The 18,714-nt window shown below is 58.4% G+C and carries 23 protein-coding genes and 1 tRNA gene; 4 read left to right on the top strand and 20 right to left on the bottom strand.

Annotation, left to right across the window (positions count from 1 at the left end; genetic code table 11):
- Positions 1-94: 94 nt before the first annotated feature.
- Both ACZ5C3_RS15560 and ACZ5C3_RS15555 read right to left on the bottom strand, forming a co-directional pair.
- A complete protein-coding gene (locus tag ACZ5C3_RS15560) occupies positions 95-523 on the bottom strand; it encodes a hypothetical protein (RefSeq protein ID WP_464031050.1) in 429 nt (142 codons plus the stop codon).
- A 431-nt stretch (positions 524-954) separates the two neighbouring features.
- Positions 955-1,251, bottom strand: a complete 297-nt coding sequence (locus ACZ5C3_RS15555; RefSeq protein ID WP_464044142.1) for a hypothetical protein — start codon at positions 1,249-1,251, stop codon at positions 955-957.
- A gap of 221 nt (positions 1,252-1,472) precedes the next feature.
- Here ACZ5C3_RS15555 and ACZ5C3_RS15550 point away from each other — a divergent pair, with 221 nt between their 5' ends.
- Both ACZ5C3_RS15550 and ACZ5C3_RS15545 read left to right on the top strand, forming a co-directional pair.
- On the top strand, positions 1,473-1,871 hold the full coding sequence (locus ACZ5C3_RS15550; protein ID WP_464044141.1) for a hypothetical protein: 399 nt from the start codon (positions 1,473-1,475) through the stop codon (positions 1,869-1,871).
- Between the two features lie 119 nt (positions 1,872-1,990).
- Positions 1,991-2,066, top strand: a tRNA-Lys gene (locus ACZ5C3_RS15545).
- 310 nt (positions 2,067-2,376) lie between these two features.
- Here the strand turns inward: ACZ5C3_RS15545 and ACZ5C3_RS15540 are convergent.
- From ACZ5C3_RS15540 to ACZ5C3_RS15485, 12 genes are all read right to left on the bottom strand, one after another.
- The gene (locus tag ACZ5C3_RS15540) at positions 2,377-2,682 is read right to left on the bottom strand and encodes a hypothetical protein (RefSeq protein ID WP_464044140.1); all 306 of its coding nucleotides are present in this window, start codon (positions 2,680-2,682) and stop codon (positions 2,377-2,379) included.
- A gap of 140 nt (positions 2,683-2,822) precedes the next feature.
- Entirely contained in the window at positions 2,823-3,242 is a 420-nt protein-coding gene (locus ACZ5C3_RS15535; protein ID WP_464031045.1) for a DUF5413 family protein, read from the bottom strand.
- Between the two features lie 273 nt (positions 3,243-3,515).
- The gene (locus ACZ5C3_RS15530; RefSeq protein ID WP_464038349.1) at positions 3,516-3,704 is read right to left on the bottom strand and encodes a hypothetical protein; all 189 of its coding nucleotides are present in this window, start codon (positions 3,702-3,704) and stop codon (positions 3,516-3,518) included.
- A 241-nt stretch (positions 3,705-3,945) separates the two neighbouring features.
- Positions 3,946-4,140, bottom strand: coding sequence for a hypothetical protein (locus tag ACZ5C3_RS15525; protein ID WP_464044139.1), 195 nt, complete (start codon positions 4,138-4,140; stop codon positions 3,946-3,948).
- A complete protein-coding gene (locus ACZ5C3_RS15520; RefSeq protein WP_464044138.1) occupies positions 4,137-4,727 on the bottom strand; it encodes a hypothetical protein in 591 nt (196 codons plus the stop codon). The genes ACZ5C3_RS15525 and ACZ5C3_RS15520 overlap by 4 nt, the downstream gene beginning before the upstream one ends.
- A complete protein-coding gene (locus tag ACZ5C3_RS15515) occupies positions 4,724-4,978 on the bottom strand; it encodes a hypothetical protein (RefSeq protein WP_464044137.1) in 255 nt (84 codons plus the stop codon). The genes ACZ5C3_RS15520 and ACZ5C3_RS15515 overlap by 4 nt, the downstream gene beginning before the upstream one ends.
- Positions 4,979-4,984: 6 nt before the next feature.
- Positions 4,985-6,250, bottom strand: a complete 1,266-nt coding sequence (locus tag ACZ5C3_RS15510; protein ID WP_464031042.1) for a hypothetical protein — start codon at positions 6,248-6,250, stop codon at positions 4,985-4,987.
- Positions 6,251-6,413: 163 nt separating this feature from the next.
- Positions 6,414-7,253: an endonuclease/exonuclease/phosphatase family protein gene (locus ACZ5C3_RS15505; protein WP_464031041.1), complete on the bottom strand. Its 840-nt coding sequence runs from the start codon at positions 7,251-7,253 to the stop codon at positions 6,414-6,416.
- The gene (locus ACZ5C3_RS15500; protein WP_464031039.1) at positions 7,253-8,062 is read right to left on the bottom strand and encodes a carbohydrate ABC transporter permease; all 810 of its coding nucleotides are present in this window, start codon (positions 8,060-8,062) and stop codon (positions 7,253-7,255) included. The genes ACZ5C3_RS15505 and ACZ5C3_RS15500 overlap by 1 nt, the downstream gene beginning before the upstream one ends.
- The gene (locus ACZ5C3_RS15495; RefSeq protein ID WP_464031037.1) at positions 8,059-8,979 is read right to left on the bottom strand and encodes a carbohydrate ABC transporter permease; all 921 of its coding nucleotides are present in this window, start codon (positions 8,977-8,979) and stop codon (positions 8,059-8,061) included. Before ACZ5C3_RS15495 ends, ACZ5C3_RS15500 begins: the two co-directional genes overlap by 4 nt.
- Before the next feature lie 50 nt (positions 8,980-9,029).
- Positions 9,030-10,307: an ABC transporter substrate-binding protein gene (locus ACZ5C3_RS15490; protein WP_464031035.1), complete on the bottom strand. Its 1,278-nt coding sequence runs from the start codon at positions 10,305-10,307 to the stop codon at positions 9,030-9,032.
- A 40-nt stretch (positions 10,308-10,347) separates the two neighbouring features.
- The gene (locus ACZ5C3_RS15485) at positions 10,348-11,361 is read right to left on the bottom strand and encodes an ABC transporter ATP-binding protein (protein ID WP_464031034.1); all 1,014 of its coding nucleotides are present in this window, start codon (positions 11,359-11,361) and stop codon (positions 10,348-10,350) included.
- Positions 11,362-11,611: 250 nt separating this feature from the next.
- Between ACZ5C3_RS15485 and ACZ5C3_RS15480 the strand changes: the two genes are divergently transcribed.
- Positions 11,612-12,403, top strand: coding sequence for a DeoR/GlpR family DNA-binding transcription regulator (locus tag ACZ5C3_RS15480; protein WP_464031032.1), 792 nt, complete (start codon positions 11,612-11,614; stop codon positions 12,401-12,403).
- 21 nt (positions 12,404-12,424) lie between these two features.
- Here the strand turns inward: ACZ5C3_RS15480 and ACZ5C3_RS15475 are convergent, their stop codons facing one another.
- The 6 genes from ACZ5C3_RS15475 to ACZ5C3_RS15450 form a co-directional block, all read right to left on the bottom strand.
- Complete coding sequence (locus ACZ5C3_RS15475) at positions 12,425-12,964, bottom strand: flavin reductase family protein (RefSeq protein ID WP_464031030.1); 540 nt, start codon at positions 12,962-12,964, stop codon at positions 12,425-12,427.
- Complete coding sequence (locus ACZ5C3_RS15470) at positions 12,961-14,358, bottom strand: LLM class flavin-dependent oxidoreductase (protein ID WP_464031028.1); 1,398 nt, start codon at positions 14,356-14,358, stop codon at positions 12,961-12,963. Before ACZ5C3_RS15470 ends, ACZ5C3_RS15475 begins: the two co-directional genes overlap by 4 nt.
- A 73-nt stretch (positions 14,359-14,431) precedes the next feature.
- The gene (locus ACZ5C3_RS15465; RefSeq protein ID WP_464031026.1) at positions 14,432-15,487 is read right to left on the bottom strand and encodes an ABC transporter substrate-binding protein; all 1,056 of its coding nucleotides are present in this window, start codon (positions 15,485-15,487) and stop codon (positions 14,432-14,434) included.
- Between the two features lie 42 nt (positions 15,488-15,529).
- Positions 15,530-16,360 (bottom strand): ABC transporter permease, encoded by an 831-nt coding sequence (locus ACZ5C3_RS15460; RefSeq protein WP_464031024.1) that lies wholly within the window; start codon positions 16,358-16,360, stop codon positions 15,530-15,532.
- A 25-nt stretch (positions 16,361-16,385) separates the two neighbouring features.
- Entirely contained in the window at positions 16,386-17,201 is an 816-nt protein-coding gene (locus ACZ5C3_RS15455) for an ABC transporter ATP-binding protein (RefSeq protein ID WP_464031022.1), read from the bottom strand.
- Positions 17,202-17,204: 3 nt separating this feature from the next.
- Positions 17,205-17,963, bottom strand: coding sequence for a GntR family transcriptional regulator (locus tag ACZ5C3_RS15450; RefSeq protein WP_464031020.1), 759 nt, complete (start codon positions 17,961-17,963; stop codon positions 17,205-17,207).
- A 514-nt stretch (positions 17,964-18,477) separates the two neighbouring features.
- Between ACZ5C3_RS15450 and ACZ5C3_RS15445 the strand changes: the two genes are divergently transcribed.
- Positions 18,478-18,714 (top strand): hypothetical protein, encoded by a 237-nt coding sequence (locus ACZ5C3_RS15445; protein ID WP_464031018.1) that lies wholly within the window; start codon positions 18,478-18,480, stop codon positions 18,712-18,714.

Here is an 18,714-nt window from a genome sequence, read left to right as displayed (position 1 = left end):
GCGAGACGCAAAGACCCCTGACCTGCCCGCCGGTTCCTCCGGCGGGCTTACGTGGCACTTCGTACGCTATTGCCAGTCGGCCCCTAGTTCAGTGCTAGAGGACGATCTCCCTGCGCGGTTCTGACGGAGCCGCTGTTTCCGCCTTCGCTGCGGCTTCGCGTTCCTGAGCCGTCACAGGCAGCTGCAGGACCCGTGCGCGCTGCCCTTCAGACAGCAACGTCACCAAGACCGTCGTGCCGTCGGGGAACATCAGCGCATCATGGTGCTGGTGCTCGCTCTCCGGTGCAATCTGGCAGAAACGCGCGACCTGAGTGCCGGCGCTCTTCGTCATGATCCAGTTGCGGTTGTATTTGACCTCTTGCTCGAACGCGAGCTCGGTTCCCGGAAGCAGGCATACTGCGACGCCGGGTTCGCCAACAGCGGCGAAACCATGAGTCGAAGTACCGGGGAAGCTTGTCGAGACAAGGATGTCACCAACCTTGGCGGGACGGGACGCAGTTGCATGCAGGCTGTAGTCACACATGAGATTGCTCCTCTTGCCGAGATAGCCGATCCGCATCCGCAACGGAGGCGGACTTTCTATCTGTGTGTTGGCGTTGAACGCGTCGGTGGTTTCGCAGTTCCTAGCGCTCAGGATTTTTTTGCCGACATTGCCGTGCTTGTGATGCGTGGATTCATTTGGTGCGCAGGGGCGTGATTAAACATCAGCCAAAAGATATCTGCTCAGTCGAAAGATATCCCGGCGAGGATTCCCTCCAGCCGTGCGCGTTGCTCGTCTTTGCAGACGTCGGCCCGAACACGTGCTAGTGGAGTGGATTTGACATTCGCTACCTAGCCGGCTGCGAGTTCGTCAAGCGAATGTCAAATCCGAAACTCCACTAGAAACTTATATTTGCTAGTGGTCCTTTGATTCTAACATTCGCAGGAGGTGCCTCCTGAAACGGGATGCGAATGTTAGAATCGGACCACTAGTCCATCTGCCGACAGGTGACCGAATGTGGCGCTGCGAGCCGCCGCCACCTTGGTGCGAATGGTTTTCACCTGCGCAGCCGTCAAATTCAGTGCTTTTTTGCCGTTTTGATAGAGCTTGTCGACCTTCGCTGCGAAATCCCAGCCACAGAGGTCACCCAACGCGAGGACTTCTCCCGCCGTGGCGGTCATGACCTCGATCGCCCCGTCCTCGGTTTCATCCGCGCGCAAGTGTGCGGCGGGTACGATGAGAGAGGCGGTCGCGAGGACAAGCAGGCACACACGACGCAATATTCTGTGTAGTCCAATTGTATTCACGCGATCGACCTCTCGCTGCCACAAGACGACTCATACGCCCGCTACATCGCCGAATGTGTTTTCTTTGCAGCGAGAGACTGCAGATCGCGCTCGTCAGTCAATCCGCTTTGTTCATTCTGCAATCATGATGCGCACGATAACGTCCCGCGCCGTCCGCTGTTGAGTCGGCTGAAAAGGATATGTGAATGCGCAATTGGATCTATTCGACCGCCGCTGCACTTGCGGCAATTTGCTGTCTTTCCACCGGATCAGCGAGCGCACTGCCGGCTGATCGCCTGGCGGCCCCGTCCGCTGTCGAACAGACGCAGTTCATCTTCGGTGGCCGGAACTACTGCTGGTATGACTTCGGCTGGCACGGTCCAGGCTTCTACTGGTGCGGCTATGCTACGCGGCGCGGCTTCGGCTGGGGTGGCGGAGCGGGATGGCGCGGCTGGAATCATGGCGTAGGACGCCCCGGATTCGGGCGCCCTGGCCGTCCTGGCATGCGCCCCGGCCGTCCCGGTGGACGCCCAGGCGTCGGACGTCCCGGTGGCGGTCGCCCTGGTGGTGGTCACGGCGGTGGCGGCGGCCATCATCACCGCTGACAATTGGACAAGGGAGGCTCGGCCTAGGTGCCGGGCCTTTTGTTCTGGGTACAAAATCCGCTAGCTCAAGCATAGACTTGACCCCAGCGGACGTGGCCCCTACACACACGCCAACATGTGAGCGCGTAGCTCAGGCGGTAGAGCACGTGACTTTTAATCATGGGGTCGAGGGTTCGAGTCCCTCCGCGCTCACCATGTAAAGTTCCGACAGAACAATAGTTTACGCGACTTTTCTCAAAGATGTGTACGCCCTAAGTCGGGTAGCAGGAACGAATCGACTCCTTATATGTTGCTTTGCAGCATGAATGGAGTTTTGCGATGAGTGACGCCCCGAAGATCCCTGCTTCGAACACCCCGCCGAAGCGACCGGAGAGCGCGCCTTCAAAGCCGGCCCCGGCCCCTTTCGCGGACGGCCTGGAAAATCCTCGAAGCAGCCACTGTTAGAGGGCGTCTCGGTCAGCGACCGGCTCGCCAACCTCCCGGGGCTCGTCGGGGACAATGCGGCTCAGCGAGCGCCTTTCATCGTACACGATGTGGCGCATGTTCTTTTACCGCCATTGCTGCATGCTTGGCAGACGGCAATGCACTGCTCCAGGTTCTTGGGATTGTAGGGCGTGTAGAGTTTAGCAGCACACGCCTGCATTTCCTTGGAGAGCGGCGCCTCCTCCGGGAGGACGACATAGAAGGCAATCGCCAGGACGGCGAGAGCAACGACCATCACCGCAACGATCATCCGCCCGGTATAGCTCTTTTTGTGACCGCGCTTCGGCCTGATTGCACCGATAGTTTGATCAGCTCGCTGTTTTTGCATCGGCAAGCAACGCCCCTTACCCGCTGCTGTTCCACAGGGACCACTCCAGTCGGAACTTGAGGCAGGATTACGGTCGACGAACAGTAAAAACGCGCAGTGAAAGAGCTTTCAACAAGCTGCAGGTGGCGTTGATGGGACCACTAGGTCGTGGCCAGCGGTGTCTCCTGCGATTTCGAACGCGACAACCAGGACGACAACGTCGCCGGCACGAACCCTACAAGCCCATAGAGCACGGACAGCAGGATGCCGCTGCCACCTTCCATGGTGCCGTAGAGAATAAGCGTCGCCACGAAAGCAAATGCGCCGGTCAGAAGAAGCCGCAGGTTCGGGCCAATCGACTTGATGTGAAACAAGATGTCGTCGACAGCTCCCGTCATGGCCGCCGGAATGAAGCCAAACAGATAAGAGTACGGCAGCGCCAGAAAGAAGACCTTGAACAGCTTGCCCAGTTCTTCCGTGATCGGGGGCTGCCAGAAGCCGGACGAGATCGAAGATGCGATCAGCAAGAGAAATCCGCCGATAAACGGACCCAGCAAAATGAAAATCACATACCGCCGCATCATGCCTCCCGAGCTAGATCTTGGCTGAACTTTAAAGAAAAGGGCGCGTCTGGAAAACCCAAACGCGCCCTTCCCTTAATCTCGCTGAACCAGGCGGAAAGACCGCCCTGTCCGAAGCTTTGACAGCTTAGCGGGCGGCCTCAGCGAGGTGACAGCGCTTGGAATTAGACACTGGACCACCTCCTTTCGTTGTTGACGATAAAAGTAAGGTAAGTGGTCCTGACGGATTGTCAAAGGGGGAACGAAGGGAACCTTCTGCAGGCAGCTGTTAACTCAACGCGCCACGGCAGGTTGGGATTTGATCTGCGCCCAAAACTCACTGACAAGCTCTGACAGCGGCACGTGGATTTTGACCGGCTTGAAGTGAAGCTTGAAGGTGAGCAAAGGCTCGTGGCAACGAAGTCCCTTCCCGCCCTTGACCAGGCCGAGGTCGCGAATCACCCGGTAGCTTCCATCGCTCATCCGGACCAGCCGGACGTTGTCAAAGTGCTTCTCAAAGTAGGTCTTCAAAGACAGCATCTGCGCTCCTCGGCGCAAGCAAACATCCACAGCGTTACGATTCCGTCAACTCGCGGTCACGCAATTGTTGTGCGCTGCAGCGTCCAGTGGGCCATGAGCGCGCTCTGCTCCTGGCCGTGTCCGCGGACAGCTGGGCAGATGAAAGACCCCGGTTGAACCGGGGCCGCCGTAAGGGATCGACGTCTCAAATCACGTCGCCCTCCTCCAGAACCGCATATTGCCGGCACTGGCATTCCGGGGCTCGGTTCGTGATCAGATTGCGCAGCACGCCCGCAGGGATACCCGGTGAAACCTTGGTTGCTTCCGTCACCTTCTTGTCGATCAATGCATCGATTTCGGCGCGAATGGCATTGATACGGTTCTGCAGTGATTGTTTCATGCTGTCTCCGTTGAGGCTGTGCTGATTGTCTTATCCGCAGCTGTTTCCTCGGCTGCGGTGTGTCTTTGTTTGTCTCTCGCCGCTGCGTTCTGGGCACGGCGCAGCACACGATCGCGCTCCTTCTCCCGCTTCGCGACGTAGACCTGCAGATCGTGCGGCAGCGCGCGGAAGCGATGCTTCTGCTCCTTCGGCCACGAACGCGGTGGCTCAACCGCTGCGATGTCATCCAACGCCGCTTGCACGATCGGCGTCGCGGCAGGATTGGCAAGACCAAACAGCAAATGCCAATCGGCGATGTCTGCCGCGGCCTTGATCAGATCCGCTGCCGGTATGGCTTGAGACAATTCGACAATGAATCCGGCCAGCACCGCCGGCCGTGCGGGACAGGAGCGAACATTCATCATCTCGCACCAAGCTGCGAACGCGCTGATCACGGGCTTGACGCCGTCTTCGTCCGACTGTGCGGGCGGAAATGCCGGATGCAGACATTCCATGACGGTGCGCTCGATCGCCGCCTCATTCTGATTCCAGGTTTCTTGCTGGGCGTTTGCCAGCGCTTTCACCACGGGATTGCTCGAATTGTTCACCGGTTTGCCTTCATCAATGTGCTGTGGATGCCACCCATCTTCCGGCGCAGCGAATGAAGCTCATGATGCCGCCGCAGACTGCCAGATTGTGCCCCTGACAGCTCGGCGTCGAACTGATCGAGCGCGGCGATGCGCTTTTCGGGTCCGTAGAGGGAGAAGGCATCGGCCAAGTCATCGAGGCTTGCCGTCTCGCCGTTAGCCTTCTGCCAAATCGAGTCCGTGCGCTCCAGATAGTCTCGTTCGTCTGTCATGATCCATCACCTCTCATTGATGCGCTGTTTGGCGGCGTAAAGCGCCGCGGCATTCTTCACGCTCGGATTGCTGGCGAACTTCGCCGCGAGCGCGCGGACATCCTCACTGCCGCGCGGTTCCGCAGGCCGCGAGACGCCGGGCTTCTGCACGTGTGGAACTGCTTTTGCTGCAGCCTTCGGTATTGCTTTCTGCGCAAGGCGATATCTCGCGGCGTCGTGCATCATTTTCTGGAAGGCCGCATTGCGCATGATCGGCTCGTTTTCGAACAGGTGCATCAACTGGGCCCGATCGATGCCGTATTCCCCTGCTGCTGCAACAATCTCGCCCGCCGCCTCGCGTAGGCTCTGTTTCGACTGTCCTGCGACCAGCGCATCGAAACGCGCGTCTTCGGCTTTGGCGTAAGCTTTGAAGCTTTCGCGGGCCTGCATCGTCTGAATCTGTTTCTCGTGTTGTTGCGCGGCGCCAAGCTGTTCGAGCTGAACCAGCGTGTTGCGAATGCGCAAAAACTTCTCCGGCGCCGTCTGCGACAAATATTGCAGCGCCGCCGGGATTTGCGCTTCGGTCAGACCCGCGAGTTCCGGAAACTGGTTGAAGAAGGCCGTTTTGGCGACATCCATCGTCGCGCCAAGGGCATCCGCATAAGATCGTCGCGTGCGGTCGGCTTCGCCCAACTGCTGCTCAATGGCCTGGCGCACCTGCGGGTGCTGCAAGGCTTTCTCAAGCTGGGGATCGAGCTCGCCGTTGGCTGACGTCTCGCGGGCCGCATCAGCAGTTTTTGCTTCGGGCGGGCTTGCATCGGGTGATACCTCACCTTGTTGCGCCAGCGCGCTCTCCACGCGCTGGGTCAGTTCGGGGAGATCAAGGCCGTAAACCTGTGCGTTGTTGGCATTCGCCGAGAGCGCCATATAACGCGCGGCGTCCACCTCCGCTGCCACCACATCGGACGCATGAGCTTCACCGATGAGGTTGTCTGCTTTGATCGCGTTGCTGTAGTCACGTGCCGCTCGCTCGAGCGTTATGGCCTCGTTGGCGTCCACTGGTTTCCCGTCAGAGTCGACGTAAGCGCGTTTGATCGGTTGCGGGGATGGCTGTGCAATCCGCTGGCCCGCTTCGCGAAGCGAAGCAACGTCGCTACCGGTCTCATCATTATCCTGCGGTCTCTCCGTCTCTGGCATTTCCTTGAACCCGGCGGCGGCCCATTCGGCCGCGCGGCCAGTCAGCGGTTCAAGCGCCGCTGTCGCGCTCGCTGCGTCTGCAGGTGTGTCGTTCATGTGCGCTCTTCTTTCGTTGCATGATGCAAATCACGGCAACGAACCTAGTGCGCAGCACGCACGCCGCAATGAATGCGTCGCGCGTTTTCACGGTATTCCCGCTATTGAGAGACTTTGGAGACGCGATGTACGAAACGAGCGCGGATGTGCGCGGCGCAATCTCTCAATCGGCCAGTTCGATCAGCACAGGCTGATGATCCGATGCGTCGGTCGTTTCGTTGACTTCGACACGCAGGATGCGTTCGGACAAGTCTTCCGTCGCAAAGATAAAGTCACGGCAGTCCGCTCCATCTGGCCACTGCACGTGGTCGTGGATTCCGCACGTTGGCGCCCGCGGCCCCTTAGGATAACGAAGCATCCACGCATCGCGATAGTTCAGCCCGGATCGTTTGGACTCATGAATGAGCGCATGCTGCGGATCGGAGACGTCCAGGTTGAAGTCGCCGCACAGCAAGCTCGATCCCGCCAGTGTCTGGCTTGTATAGGGCTCTTCATGGACGGACTTCGCCGTCATGGCGCCTGTCGATGCCTCTTCTTGTAAATCAAGCAAGCGCAGGATCTGTGCTTCGCGCTGGGCGACCGAATGAAATTCGAGATGTGTGTTCACCACGCGCAAAGAGCCGAAGGTGGCATGAACGGTCACATCCAGTGCATGCCGCCGCATGCTGCGCGTTGCTCCGGCTTCGGGCCAGGGCAGCAAATGATTGGCAACTTGCATGATCGGCAGACGCGACAATGTCATGTTGCCAAATCCGTGGACCTGCCCAGTCCTGTCGACCGTCTCGATCGCAGGCCTGAAAATCGGCGTGTGGCCTGGCAGAAGCGCTGCCAGAATGGCGTCCTGCCCTGCGCCATCGTCGAGCTTCATAAAGTTGCTCGACACTTCCTGAAAGCAATAGACATCGGCATCGCCCATCGCCTTTGCTTCACTGACGATGCGCGCCAGATCGGTCTTGCCGTCGCAGCCCTTGCCGTGCTGGATGTTCCACGTGATGAGCCGCATTACCGGATACCCGCGCGCATAAAGGACTGAACAAACTGCCGCTGGAACAGCAGGAACGCAATCAGCAACGGTGCCATCGTCATCACCGTGGCGGCGGTAATGACAGACCAGTCTACGCCGGTCTCAGGCGCGCCGAATACCGCAAGCCCGACGGTCAACGGTCGGCTCTCCACTGAGTTGGTGACGATAAGCGGCCAGAGGAAGTTGTTCCAGTGATAGCTGACCGAGACGAGGCCGAAGGCAATGTAAGTCGGCCGCGCCAACGGCACGTAAACCCGCCAGAGGATCTGCAACGGCCCTGCCCCTTCGACCCGCGCAGCTTCCACCAACTCGTTCGGGACGCTCTTGAAGGTTTGCCGCAACAGAAAGATGCCGAAGGCGCTCGCGAGATAAGGCAACGCAATTGCCGGGATCGTGTCCAACAAGCCAAGCTTGCCGATCATGCGGTAATTCTCGACGATCAGAACGTCAGGCATGATCATCAACTGAAGAAGCACAAGCGCGAACGCGATGCCGCTGCCCTTGAACTTGAAACGCGCGAAGGCGTAAGCGGCCAATGTCGATAGGACGAGCTGCCCAATCAGGATCAGGACGACGAGTACGATCGTGTTGAGGTAATAGCGGCCGAATGGTGCTTGATGCCAGGCGCGCGCGAAGTTTTCCAGCGTCCACGGTGCGGACAGGCTGAACGACGTGGCATAGGCCGCCGGATGCAACGCACTCCAGAACGAATACGCCAATGGCACGAGCCAAAGCAGCGCGAGTGCCCAGGCCACGACGACTTCAAGTGGGTGCGTGCGGCCGTTCATTGATAATGCACCCTACGATCGAGATAGCCGAATTTAATCAGCGCCAAAGCGCTCAGGAGCGCAATCAGCACGACAGTCAGCGTCGCGGCGTAAGCCGAGTCCTGGAACGTGAAGGCGACTTCATAGATGTAGTAAAGGAGAAGCGTGCTGGCGTTGTTCGGGCCACCCTTGGTCATGATCACCAGATGATCGACCAGCTTGAACGAATTGATCACCGCGTTGATTGCCACGAACAACGTGGTCGGCATTAATAATGGAAATGTAATGCGCCGGAAGGTGTACCAGCGGCTTGCGCCCTCCACCGCAGCAGCTTCTTCAAGATCGGGCGACAACTGCTGAAGCGCCGCAAGATAGAAGATCATGAAGAAACCGGCTTCCTTCCAGATCACCATCACGATCAGGCATCCCATCACGGTGGATGGAGAGCCGAGCCAGTTCCAGCTGCCGAGGCCGAACAGTCCGCGCAACTGGTCCAACAGCCCGTAGTCCGGCGTGTAGAAGAACAGCCAGATGTTCGCCACCGCGATCATCGGGAGAACCGTCGGCGTGAAAAACGCCAGGCGCAGGAACGTGCGGCCGCGCATGTTGCGATTGACCCATAGCGCCATCAGCAGCGCCAACGCGATCGATGTGGGAATTGTGCCGAGTGCGAACCAGAAATTGTTGACCAGCGCCTTCCAGAAGATCGGGTCTGACATCATCGACTGGTAGCTGTCGAGACCGACGAAGACTTCCGTGCCGTTGCGGCGCGTGAGGAAGAAGGTGTGCCGGATGGTCGCCAGGATCGGATAATGCGTAAAGGCGACGAGCAGAATTGCGGCGGGTAGCAGAAGCAGCCACGCATTCACGGCATTCCACCACGCATGCGACCGTGGTCGGCGTTTGGCTTCAGTGAATGTGGCGGCTTGATCAGTCATTCGTCAAAAGCAAGCCGGACGGCGGCGAACCGCCGTCCGGCCCCTTTCTTTTACTTGTAAGCCTTCAGAACACGGTCAGCCTGTTGCTGAGCAGCCGTCAGAGCTTCCTGCGGCTTCTGCGTTCCAGTGACCGCTGCCTGAACAGCGTCATTGACGAACTTGTAGATGCGGCCATTCTCGTGAACCGAGAGTTCCGGCACGGCATGTTCAAGCTGGTCGCGTGCGACGATCGCCTGAGGGAAGCCCTTGGCGTACTCTTCCATGACAGGGGTCTTGTAAGCCGCAGGCGACACTGCGACGTAACCTGTCTTGATGCTCCATTCGGCTGCGCGCTCCGGTGCGGTCATCCACTGGATGAACTTCACTGCGGCCTTCTGCTGCTCAGGCGATGCGCTCTTGAAGATGTAGAAGCTGCCGCCGCCGGTCGGCGAACCACGACGCTCCTTGGCAGGCAGCATGGCTACGCCGAAATTGAACTTGGCGCCGTCCTTCACCGCGGTGAGATTGCCCGTGGTGTGCCACATCATCGCAGTCTTGCCTTCGAGGAAGTCGGTGCGCAGCGTGGCCCAGTCGATGCTGCCGGTCGGCATGACGTTGTACTTGCGCGAGAGATCGACCCAGTAGTCGAGCGAAGCCACCGTCTTCGGCGCGGTGAGGTAAAGCTCATTGCCCGCCTCGTTCATCAGCTTCTGGCCATTCTCGATGGCGAGCGCCTGAAGCATCCAATAGCCGTAGCCAGTGGTCGGGATTTCAACGCCCCAGCGCGTCGTGTTGCCGGATGCATCCTTCTTGATGAGCTTCTTGCCCATCTCGGCCATTTCGTCCCAGTTCGCAGGTGCTTTCTCCGGATCAAGACCGGCTTCCTTGAACGCATCCTTGTTCCAGTACAGCACGATGGTCGAGCGCTGGAACGGAATGCTCCAGGTCTTGCCGTCGATCTGTCCGTTCGCCATGAACGCCGGGTAGAATTCCTTGAACCACGACTTGTCGGCGACGAGATCATCCATCGGCACGATGGCGTTTTCGTCCATCAGCGTGAAGACGTCAGTGGACAGCAGCACAGACAGCTGCGGCGGCTGGCCGCCCTTCATCGCTGTCATCGCCTTGGTCATGGTGTCGGTGTAGTTGCCGGCATAGACCGCGGTTACCTTGATGTCCGCGTTTTCCTTTTCAAACCGCGCCACCATGTCGTCGATGATCTTCGTCACCGGGCCGCCAACGGCCACGGGATAGTACATCGTCAGATCGACGGCAGCAGCTGGCCGCCCGTTCAACATCAACGCAGCGAAGGCCGCAGCCATCACCGCAGTGCGTTTAAAGATCTTCATTCCTCTCTCCTCCAAAAATCTAACGCTCTGTCCCGCGCCATCAAGACGCGACACGCTTCATCTCGCTGACAGCGACATCAAGCCGCCGCCCTGAATTCTTGTCGAACTGATGTTCAAGGCCTTGCTCCCAAGCGAGCTGGATATCGTCGCCCGGAGAGCACTTGCTGAATCCGTCCTGCCGAACGGACACGGACTGGCCGTCCATGTCGCAGAGAATGATGCTGTCAGCACCGAGATGTTCGACAGCCTTTACGCGCACTGGATGACCACCTTGCGACACAACGCGAAGATGTTCGGGCCTCACGCCGAGCAACACATCACCACGCGTAACGAGATTCATTGGTGGTGTACCGATGAAGCTTGCGGTGTAAGCTGTTGCCGGGCGATTGTAGAGTTCTTCGGGCGTGCCGTTCTGTTCGATGCGGCCGTCGCGCATCAGCACAACACGATCTGCCATCGTCATTGCTTCCGTCTGATCGTGCGTGACGTAAACCATCGTCATGCCGAGACGCTGCTGGAGCGAGCGGATTTCAGTGCGCATTTCATGGCGCAACTTCGCATCGAGATTGGACAGCGGTTCGTCCATCAGGCACACTTTGGCCTCGGCAACGATCGCGCGTCCAAGCGCGACGCGCTGACGCTGCCCGCCGGAGAGTTGCGACGGCTTTCGTTCAAGCAGATGCGAGAGATCGACAATATCCGCGACGCGCTTTAGTCGCTCATCACGCTCGGCGCGCGAAACGCGTCGCACGCGCAAACCGAACACGATGTTCTCCGCGACACTGAGATGCGGAAACAGCGCGTAGGACTGAAACACCATGGAGATCTTCCGCTGCGCGGGCGAAAGATGAGTCACATCCGCGCCGCCGATGGTGATCGTGCCAGTGTCGGTCTGATCGAGCCCCGCGATCAATCGTAATGTTGTGGACTTGCCGCAGCCCGATGGGCCAAGCAGAACCAGCAGCGATCCCTCGTCTGCCGTGAGGCTGACATCGTTGATGGCGCGCATATCGCCCCAACTCTTCGACACATGATCAAGCGTAATCGCAGACATGATGTGAACCTGTTCAATGAACCCGCGTGCGATCGGCGCATGCGCAGTCCCGCGGCAGTCTAACTCGTAAGGTCATTCCTGTTGGCCGTGGTTGCGACGCTTCCAGCGAGGCATCGACAGACTTGCGTTCTTTGTTTTCGCCGCGTTCGTTTTCTCTCCCGAAGTTCATATGAACATAACGCTTGATCGAATGAAATATAAAATGCACATTTAGTGTTCGAATGATAAGGTTTTGTGACAACGAGCCTCGATGCTGAAAATCATCACCAAACGGCAGGCCCGGATCTTGGAGATCGTGCGCGAAGAGAGCTTCGCCTCGATTGATCATCTGGCAGGGCAGTTCGAGGTTACGCCGCAGACCATTCGCCGGATGGTGAACCAGCTGTGCGACCAGGGTTTGCTACGTCGCGTTCATGGCGGCGTCAGCCTTCCGGTGCAGGACCAGAACCTCGCCTATGGCAGCCGGCAGGGACTGAATCCTGACGCCAAGCGGCGCATCGCGCTTACGGTGGCCGAGTTCATTCCCGAAGGCGGTGCGTCCCTCATGATCGGTCTCGGCACGACACCTGAATACGTCGCACAGGCACTTTCAAACCGCCGGGACCTGCGCATCATCACCAACAACCTCAATGTCGCGGCGGCGTTCGCACGCAACCCCGATGCGGAAATTACCATCGCCGGTGGAACGCTGCGTCCTTTCGATAGGGACATCATCGGTGACACCGCGGTGAATTTCTTTTCCCGCTTCAAAGCAGATTTCGGAATCTTCGGTGTCGGCGGAATCGATGAAGATGGCACATTGCTGGACTTCTATTCCGGCGAAGTGCAGGCCCGTCAGGCCATCGTTGCCAATTGCCGGACCGCCCTGCTCGTTGCAGACGCCAGCAAGTTCGGGCGTAACGCGACCGTGCGCGCCGGGCATATCAACGATTGTCATCACTTCTTCACGGACAAATCAGTGCCGCCTGATTTCGGTTCAATGACCGAGCAGTATGCCGGCAACATTCACATCGCCGGTGAAGGCGACCCAGATATTCTCTGATATGAACGCGTCGACCGTCTCTCAGCTGGCAGCGCGAATAGTATCCTGTTCGCCCGGATGATCGGCGGCGATGCGGTAGCGCCCTTGGGCAAACAGCAGAGTGTTGCGATCAAATTGCACAGCGCGCCGAACCCGGCCGACAAGAATGAGATGATCTCCGCCCTGGTGTTCGGATTCTCGACTGCATTCGAAGAAGGCCGCAACGCCGTCGAGAATAGGCGCTCCATTAACGCCTTCCGACCATGGAACGCTGGTGAACTTGTCGCCGCCCGAACGGCCAAAATGACGCGACAGCGCGATCTGATCATCCGCCAGCACGTTGATGATGAAACTGTCGGCCACGCTGAATTTTGCGTAGCTGCTGGACGCCGCATTGATCGACCACAAGATCAACGGCGGGTTGAGCGACACCGACGCGAACGAATTGACGGTGAGCCCGACAAGTTCACCGTTGATATTCGCAGTCACGACCGTCACACCGGTTGCAAATTGCCCAAGACACCGGCGAAATGCCTCAGGCTCTGCAGTCGGGTCGCCATCGAAAGCCGTCACGGCACTCATTGCATTTCCTTGGCGAGAGGTCTGTCTTCGACGGCGGCGGTATGTGGCGCATCTTCTGCGCCGGGTGCATACTGGCTTGGCGGCCGCCGCAGCCCGAGATTTTCGCGCAATGTTGAACCCGTGTATTCGGTACGGAACAGTCCCCTGTTCTGCAGTTCAGGAATGATCTTCTCGACAAACTCGTCGAGAGATGCCGGCAGGATTGGCGGCTGTATCAAATAGCCGTCGACGGCGCGGCTAAGAAACCACTGCTCCATTTGGTCGACGATCGCCGTCGGTGTGCCCTTGATCGTGCGCTGGCCGCGTCCCGTGCCAAAGTTCTCGTACATCTGGCGGAGCGTGGGCTTGCCCTTGAACATGTAGGACACGCGCGAATTGTTCTTCCGCTCTTCCTGCGAAATAATGTGGTCAGGAAGCGGTTCGTCCACGTCGCAATCGCTGAGGTCAACACCACCGAGCGCGGTTGAGAGCAATTCCTTGCCGACATCCGGGTGAATCAGGCTCTGTAGGTATCGGATCTTCTCGTCTGCGTCGGCCTCGCTTTCCGCCACCACGACATTGAGACCCGGCATGACCACGAGATCGTCGTCCGTCCGTCCATATTTTGCGGCGTGATCCTTGAGCTCGCGATAGAATTTCTGCGCATGTTCCAGATCGTGAAGCGGCGTGAAGATCACTTCGGCGATCTGCGCTGCCAATTCCTTGCCCGTGTCCGACGCACTTGCCTGGAACAGGACGGGATAGCCCTGCGGAGGTCGTGCAACATTCAAGGGACCGCGGACCGTAAAGTGCTTATCCTTATGATTGAGAAAATGCACCTTGTCGGGATCAAAATAGAGCGAAGACGCGCGATCCCTGACAAACGCATCGTCATCCCAGCTATCCCAAAGGCCTTTTGCGATCTTCACAAATTCGCCGGCCCGCTCGTAGCGTTCAGAGTGACCGTAGTGCTGGTCACGGCCGAAGTTGAACGCCTCGGACGCGTTGGACGATGTCACCACATTCCAGCCTGCGCGTCCGCCGCTGATATGGTCGAGCGAGGCGTATTTGCGAGCGACATGATACGGCTCGTTGAAGCTCGTGGTGGCAGTCGCGACAAGACCGATGTTGCGCGTAACCGCAGCGAGGCCGGCCAACAACGTGATCGGATCGAAATACGCCATGTATTGCGGCCAGCGACGCAACGCTTGTAGATTGCCATCGCGCGTTGCAATCGCGTCCGCGAGGAATATCAGGTCAAATTTGGCTTTCTCAGCCGTCTGGGCCAGCTGAACGTAATGTTGAAAGTTGGTTCCTGCGTCGATCTGCGCGCCCTTGTCCAGCCAGGCGGCGACGTGATGCCCCGTTGGATGGAAGAAGGCCCCTAACCGCATTTGATCTTGACGTCGTGTCATTGTTCTCTCCCTGCGTCAGGCCGATGCTTTTCTTTAAATTGGCAGGTGCGCGATCACGCGCACCCGGTTGCTGTTACCAATTGGAGGACTTCGCCGCGGCCTCGGTGGCCTTCTGGTCAAAATCGTTGATCTGCGGAATGAACTGATTGGTGTAGCAGGCGCTCACGTCGAAGCCTTTCGGCACCAGTCCCTCTTCGATGCTGATGTCGGCCAACCGCTTCCACTGCATCGGCATGTTCTCGCCCCACTTCACGCCCGGTTCGAGTTTGGTGAGCTCGATGCGGGAATCGAAGATGTGCCGCGCCTGACGGAATGTTTCGTCGTTCACGACCTGCGGCTTGGTCTCAGGATACATCTTCCAGTGATTGCGGAGTGCCGCGTCCGAATTTGCGAGGGCGAACACCGACGATTTCGCGATGGCGCGCGCAACCTTCACGACAAGATCAGGCCGCTTCTCGATGGTTTCTTCGCGGGCGATCACGACGTTGCCGAGGATTTCATCGATCCATGGCGGATCGATATAGCGAAACTTGAAGCCGTTATTCTCCAGCGAAGCGATGACGGTATCCCACGCGGCCCACCCTTCAATGGCTTTCTGGCGAAACGCATTGGCAGCTGATCCCCCAATGCCGACCGAGAGCCATTTCACGCCGCTTTGCGGATCAACGCCTGCGGCCGCCAATGCGGCACGGGCAAAAGGCACTGAGCCTGCGGACATATCCGGCGTACCGAGTGTCTTACCCTTGAAGTCTGCCAGCGTCTTGATTGCTTCGTCTTCCGGGACAACGATCCGATAGATCGACTTGCGCGCATAAGTGTAGACAGCTTTGACCTTGATCCCCTTCCCGCGTGCGACGAGCAGCGCATCGGGGCCGACAGTGGCGAAGTCCACCTGCCCGCTCGCGACCTGCTGTATGCCGGCGGTGGCGCCGGACAATCCCACCACTTCGACGTCAAGGCCTTCAGCCTTCCAGTATCCTTGCGCGAGCGGGATTGATGATTGCGCGGCGTGCCCCACGGAAATATTGGAGGTGGTCACCGCATAGACCACCTTTTCTTGCGCGTTAGCCTGATGGCCGAGACCGAAAAGCATGGTCAGCGAACACAGGGATAGACAGATCCTACGCATAGTCGTCCTTACCTTTCATTGTCCGGCAATTCCGTTGCGTCATCAGGTCAGCGCCTTGTTCCAGAACAGGAAGTGTCGCTGCGCCATGCGCATGAGATGGCTGAGGAAGACCCCGAACACGCCGAGGATCACGAGCACGGCGAAGATACGCGCCACGTCGAATTGGAAGTTCGCTTCCAGAATCAGGTTGCCCAGGCCGGCTTTCGAGCCGACGAACTCGCCGACGATCGATCCCAGGATCGCGAGCACGATCGCGACATTCAGCCCGGCGAAAATAAACGGCAGCGCATTGGGTAGGCGTACGGTCCGGAACGTCTCCCATCGGCCGGCACCGAGCGAGCGCATGAGATCCAGCTTGCCTTGGTCGCAGGACTTCAAGCCCATGATCGTGTTGACCAGCACCGGGAAGATTGCTGCCAGTGTAACGATAATGATCTTTGACGAGATGCCGTAGCCCGCCCAGATGATGATCAACGGCGCCAGTGCGATCTTTGGCAGGGTCTGCAGTGCGACGAGCCAGGGATAGACCACGCGCTCGACGATGCTGAATTGTGCGACCGCCGCCCCGATTGCGGTGCCGATGACAGCCGCAATGACGAACCCGACCAGCGTCTGGAACGCGGTGACGAGGAAGTTATAGACAAAGACGCCGGACGCGAGACCGCGATATAGCGACAACGCAATCGCCGATGGCGCGGGCAGAATGAAATCGGGGATCGCGAAGAGGTACACCGCAGCTTCCCACACGCAGGCCAGCAGCACGAATCCCAGGAAAGAAATAAGCGTGTCGGAACTGGCGAATGCCTTCCATTGCAAGCGGTGTCGTTTGCGGGATTCCAGGATTTCAGCGGCGGCGGATGCATCAATGGCCATTGCGACTACCTCGTGATCCTGAAAATCAAACCTTGCCGATATCGAGAAGACGTCGAAGCTCTTTTGTAAGTGCGCCGAACCGTTCCTCGCTGAGCATGTCCAGCGTGCGGGGGCGCGGCAGCGGGATGTCTACCTCGGCGATGACGCGTCCAGGGCGTGGCGACATCACCACCACGCGGTCACTCATGAACACGGCTTCCGAAATCGAATGCGTGATCATGAACACGGTCTTTTTCGTTCGGTCCCAGATCTTCAGGACCTCTTCGTTCATGACTTCGCGTGTCAGCGCATCCAGTGCGCCGAACGGCTCATCCATCAGCAGGATCGATGGATCATGGATCAGCGACCGCGCGATAGAGACACGCTGGCGCATACCGCCGGACAGTTCGAACGGATATTTGTCTTCGAAGCCTTTCAGGCCGACGAGTTCAAGCAATTCGTGCGCTCGTGCCAGCGATGCAACCTTGTCGAGTTTCAACACTTGCGCTGGCAGCAAAACGTTCTGGAGAATGCTGCGCCAAGGCAAGAGATTGGCATCCTGGAAGACGATGCCGACATCCTGATGGGAGCTTCCACCCGAGCGGCCGCGTAGCTTCAATTCGCCGCCATAACCATCTTCAAGGCCGCCGATGATCCGAAGCAATGTGGTCTTGCCGCACCCGGATGCGCCGAGCACGGAAACGAATTCACCGGACCGTACTTCGAGATTGATCTTGCTCAGGGCATGCACGGTGCCGCCGGCGGCGGTGTCATAGATCTTGGTGATATCCCGCAGCGTGACAACGGCGGGTGCATGCGGTTTATCAGCGATCACGGGCGCTACATTTGCGGTTGCCAGCATGGTTCAAATATCCTTCCCAAACACGCCTGCTCGTGATGTCTCGTCCTCGAACGGCGCGATGCTTGACCTGAGTTGATCGACGATGAACCGCGCGCGGGGCTGCCGGCTGAGCTTTTCGATTTCCAGTTGTTCGCAGAAGGCCGCGGCGGTCTTCACGTGATCGCGCATGGCTTGGGCTGCCTGCGTTTCGTCGCGCTGCTCGATTGCGATCAGGATGCGCTCTAGCTCCCTGAAGCCGTCCTGCACGCGCTCATTCGACACAGCGCAGATCCGACGGATCCATTGCACCTTGTCGCGCAGGTTGAGCAGGATGTCGCGAATGAGCGAGTTGTCGGTAGCGTCGTAGATTGCGGCGTGAAGGCGATTATCCATCGCGATGAATGCATCGGCGTCACCGTTGTTGACGTCGCGTTCGCGCTCAATGAACTCGGCGCGTAATTCGCGCAGGATATCATCGGAAATCCGCGTTGCGGCATCGCTCGCTGCGCGCATTTCCAGCAGCATGCGCAAGTCGGCGACCTCGCGGATTTCGCGAGGAGTCATCGCTTTGATGTAGGTGCCGCTCTGCGGGGAAATGTCGATCCACCCTTCCGACTTCAGGCGCAGCAACGCGGTGCGGATGGGTGAGCGGCCAACACCGAGGTCTTCCGCAAGGCGTGCTTCGGACAATCGTTCGCCGACTTCGTAATGCAGGTCGATGATCCTGCGCTTGATTTCGCGGTAAGTGATGGAAGCGGCCCCCGCTTCGTCGATGCCGAGCATTGCGTCCCTCCATCGCAGTCCCGGCCGCAGTGCAACCAAGACCTTTAATCTGTCGATTCATTCGACGCCGCCGTTGGCGATCGAGATAGCAACTGAACTCGGAATGCTTGATGAGTTAATCGGTCGACTAACAAACTTCTCATCTAGTTGACGAGTTGAAGGCTAAATCAGAGGGACTTGAGCTTCAAGCGGAATGAATGTGCATTATGGGATTCCCGATAAGCACACTGCGTCGCGCGTGATGTCTTTGACTTGGCGTTTGAATTTGATTGAAAGTGATGCGCAGCTTCGAAATCGAGGGGCAGTGCATTTTCACTGTGCGCAATTTTTGTCCGGAACTTGCCCAGCAATGATGCGGTGAGCTCTCGCGATCGACGAGTTAGATGTCGGACTCGCCTCTCATGATCTAAGGCTTAATCGTGCTGCGAGGTAACTCCTTCGGGTGATCGCAGGAGTTTCGTATTCTGTTACCTTTTGTGTCTCAAACGCCGTATGGCGGGCAAAGGAGAGTGGAATGTCAGAAAATCAGTACAACAACCCTGACAGGGCGGATGCAGACCGCCGCAAATTCCTGGCTGCGTGCGGCAAGTTTGCCGTTGTCACCCCACCCGCCATCACGCTCCTGCTGTCGACGTCGTTGAATTCAACGGCCGTGGCCAATTCGAACGGCAAAGACAACAAGGGCAATAACGGTAAAGGCAATGGCGGCGGAGATGGAAGCAAGAACGGCAAAGAGGATTGGGATCGTTAA

The sequence above is a fragment of the Afipia dichlorophenoxyacetatis genome, from assembly GCF_055386385.1.
This window is presented reverse-complemented; position numbering and strand designations above follow the sequence as displayed.

Excerpts from the sequence above, each read along its gene's own strand:
- ACZ5C3_RS15465 (WP_464031026.1), bottom strand. The coding sequence starts at position 15,487 with ATGCGTAGGATCTGTCTATCCCTGTGTTCGCTGACCATGCTTTTCGGT.
- ACZ5C3_RS15505 (WP_464031041.1), bottom strand. The coding sequence starts at position 7,253 with ATGCGGCTCATCACGTGGAACATCCAGCACGGCAAGGGCTGCGACGGC.
- ACZ5C3_RS15460 (WP_464031024.1), bottom strand. The coding sequence starts at position 16,360 with ATGGCCATTGATGCATCCGCCGCCGCTGAAATCCTGGAATCCCGCAAA.
- ACZ5C3_RS15490 (WP_464031035.1), bottom strand. The coding sequence starts at position 10,307 with ATGAAGATCTTTAAACGCACTGCGGTGATGGCTGCGGCCTTCGCTGCG.
- ACZ5C3_RS15560 (WP_464031050.1), bottom strand. The coding sequence starts at position 523 with ATGTGTGACTACAGCCTGCATGCAACTGCGTCCCGTCCCGCCAAGGTT.
- ACZ5C3_RS15510 (WP_464031042.1), bottom strand. The coding sequence starts at position 6,250 with ATGAACGACACACCTGCAGACGCAGCGAGCGCGACAGCGGCGCTTGAA.
- ACZ5C3_RS15525 (WP_464044139.1), bottom strand. The coding sequence starts at position 4,140 with ATGAAACAATCACTGCAGAACCGTATCAATGCCATTCGCGCCGAAATC.
- ACZ5C3_RS15540 (WP_464044140.1), bottom strand. The coding sequence starts at position 2,682 with ATGCAAAAACAGCGAGCTGATCAAACTATCGGTGCAATCAGGCCGAAG.
- ACZ5C3_RS15550 (WP_464044141.1), top strand. The coding sequence starts at position 1,473 with ATGCGCAATTGGATCTATTCGACCGCCGCTGCACTTGCGGCAATTTGC.
- ACZ5C3_RS15500 (WP_464031039.1), bottom strand. The coding sequence starts at position 8,062 with ATGAACGGCCGCACGCACCCACTTGAAGTCGTCGTGGCCTGGGCACTC.
- ACZ5C3_RS15455 (WP_464031022.1), bottom strand. The coding sequence starts at position 17,201 with ATGCTGGCAACCGCAAATGTAGCGCCCGTGATCGCTGATAAACCGCAT.
- ACZ5C3_RS15485 (WP_464031034.1), bottom strand. The coding sequence starts at position 11,361 with ATGTCTGCGATTACGCTTGATCATGTGTCGAAGAGTTGGGGCGATATG.
- ACZ5C3_RS15515 (WP_464044137.1), bottom strand. The coding sequence starts at position 4,978 with ATGACAGACGAACGAGACTATCTGGAGCGCACGGACTCGATTTGGCAG.
- ACZ5C3_RS15450 (WP_464031020.1), bottom strand. The coding sequence starts at position 17,963 with ATGCTCGGCATCGACGAAGCGGGGGCCGCTTCCATCACTTACCGCGAA.
- ACZ5C3_RS15480 (WP_464031032.1), top strand. The coding sequence starts at position 11,612 with ATGCTGAAAATCATCACCAAACGGCAGGCCCGGATCTTGGAGATCGTG.
- ACZ5C3_RS15475 (WP_464031030.1), bottom strand. The coding sequence starts at position 12,964 with ATGAGTGCCGTGACGGCTTTCGATGGCGACCCGACTGCAGAGCCTGAG.
- ACZ5C3_RS15495 (WP_464031037.1), bottom strand. The coding sequence starts at position 8,979 with ATGACTGATCAAGCCGCCACATTCACTGAAGCCAAACGCCGACCACGG.
- ACZ5C3_RS15535 (WP_464031045.1), bottom strand. The coding sequence starts at position 3,242 with ATGCGGCGGTATGTGATTTTCATTTTGCTGGGTCCGTTTATCGGCGGA.
- ACZ5C3_RS15530 (WP_464038349.1), bottom strand. The coding sequence starts at position 3,704 with ATGAGCGATGGAAGCTACCGGGTGATTCGCGACCTCGGCCTGGTCAAG.
- ACZ5C3_RS15445 (WP_464031018.1), top strand. The coding sequence starts at position 18,478 with ATGTCAGAAAATCAGTACAACAACCCTGACAGGGCGGATGCAGACCGC.
- ACZ5C3_RS15470 (WP_464031028.1), bottom strand. The coding sequence starts at position 14,358 with ATGACACGACGTCAAGATCAAATGCGGTTAGGGGCCTTCTTCCATCCA.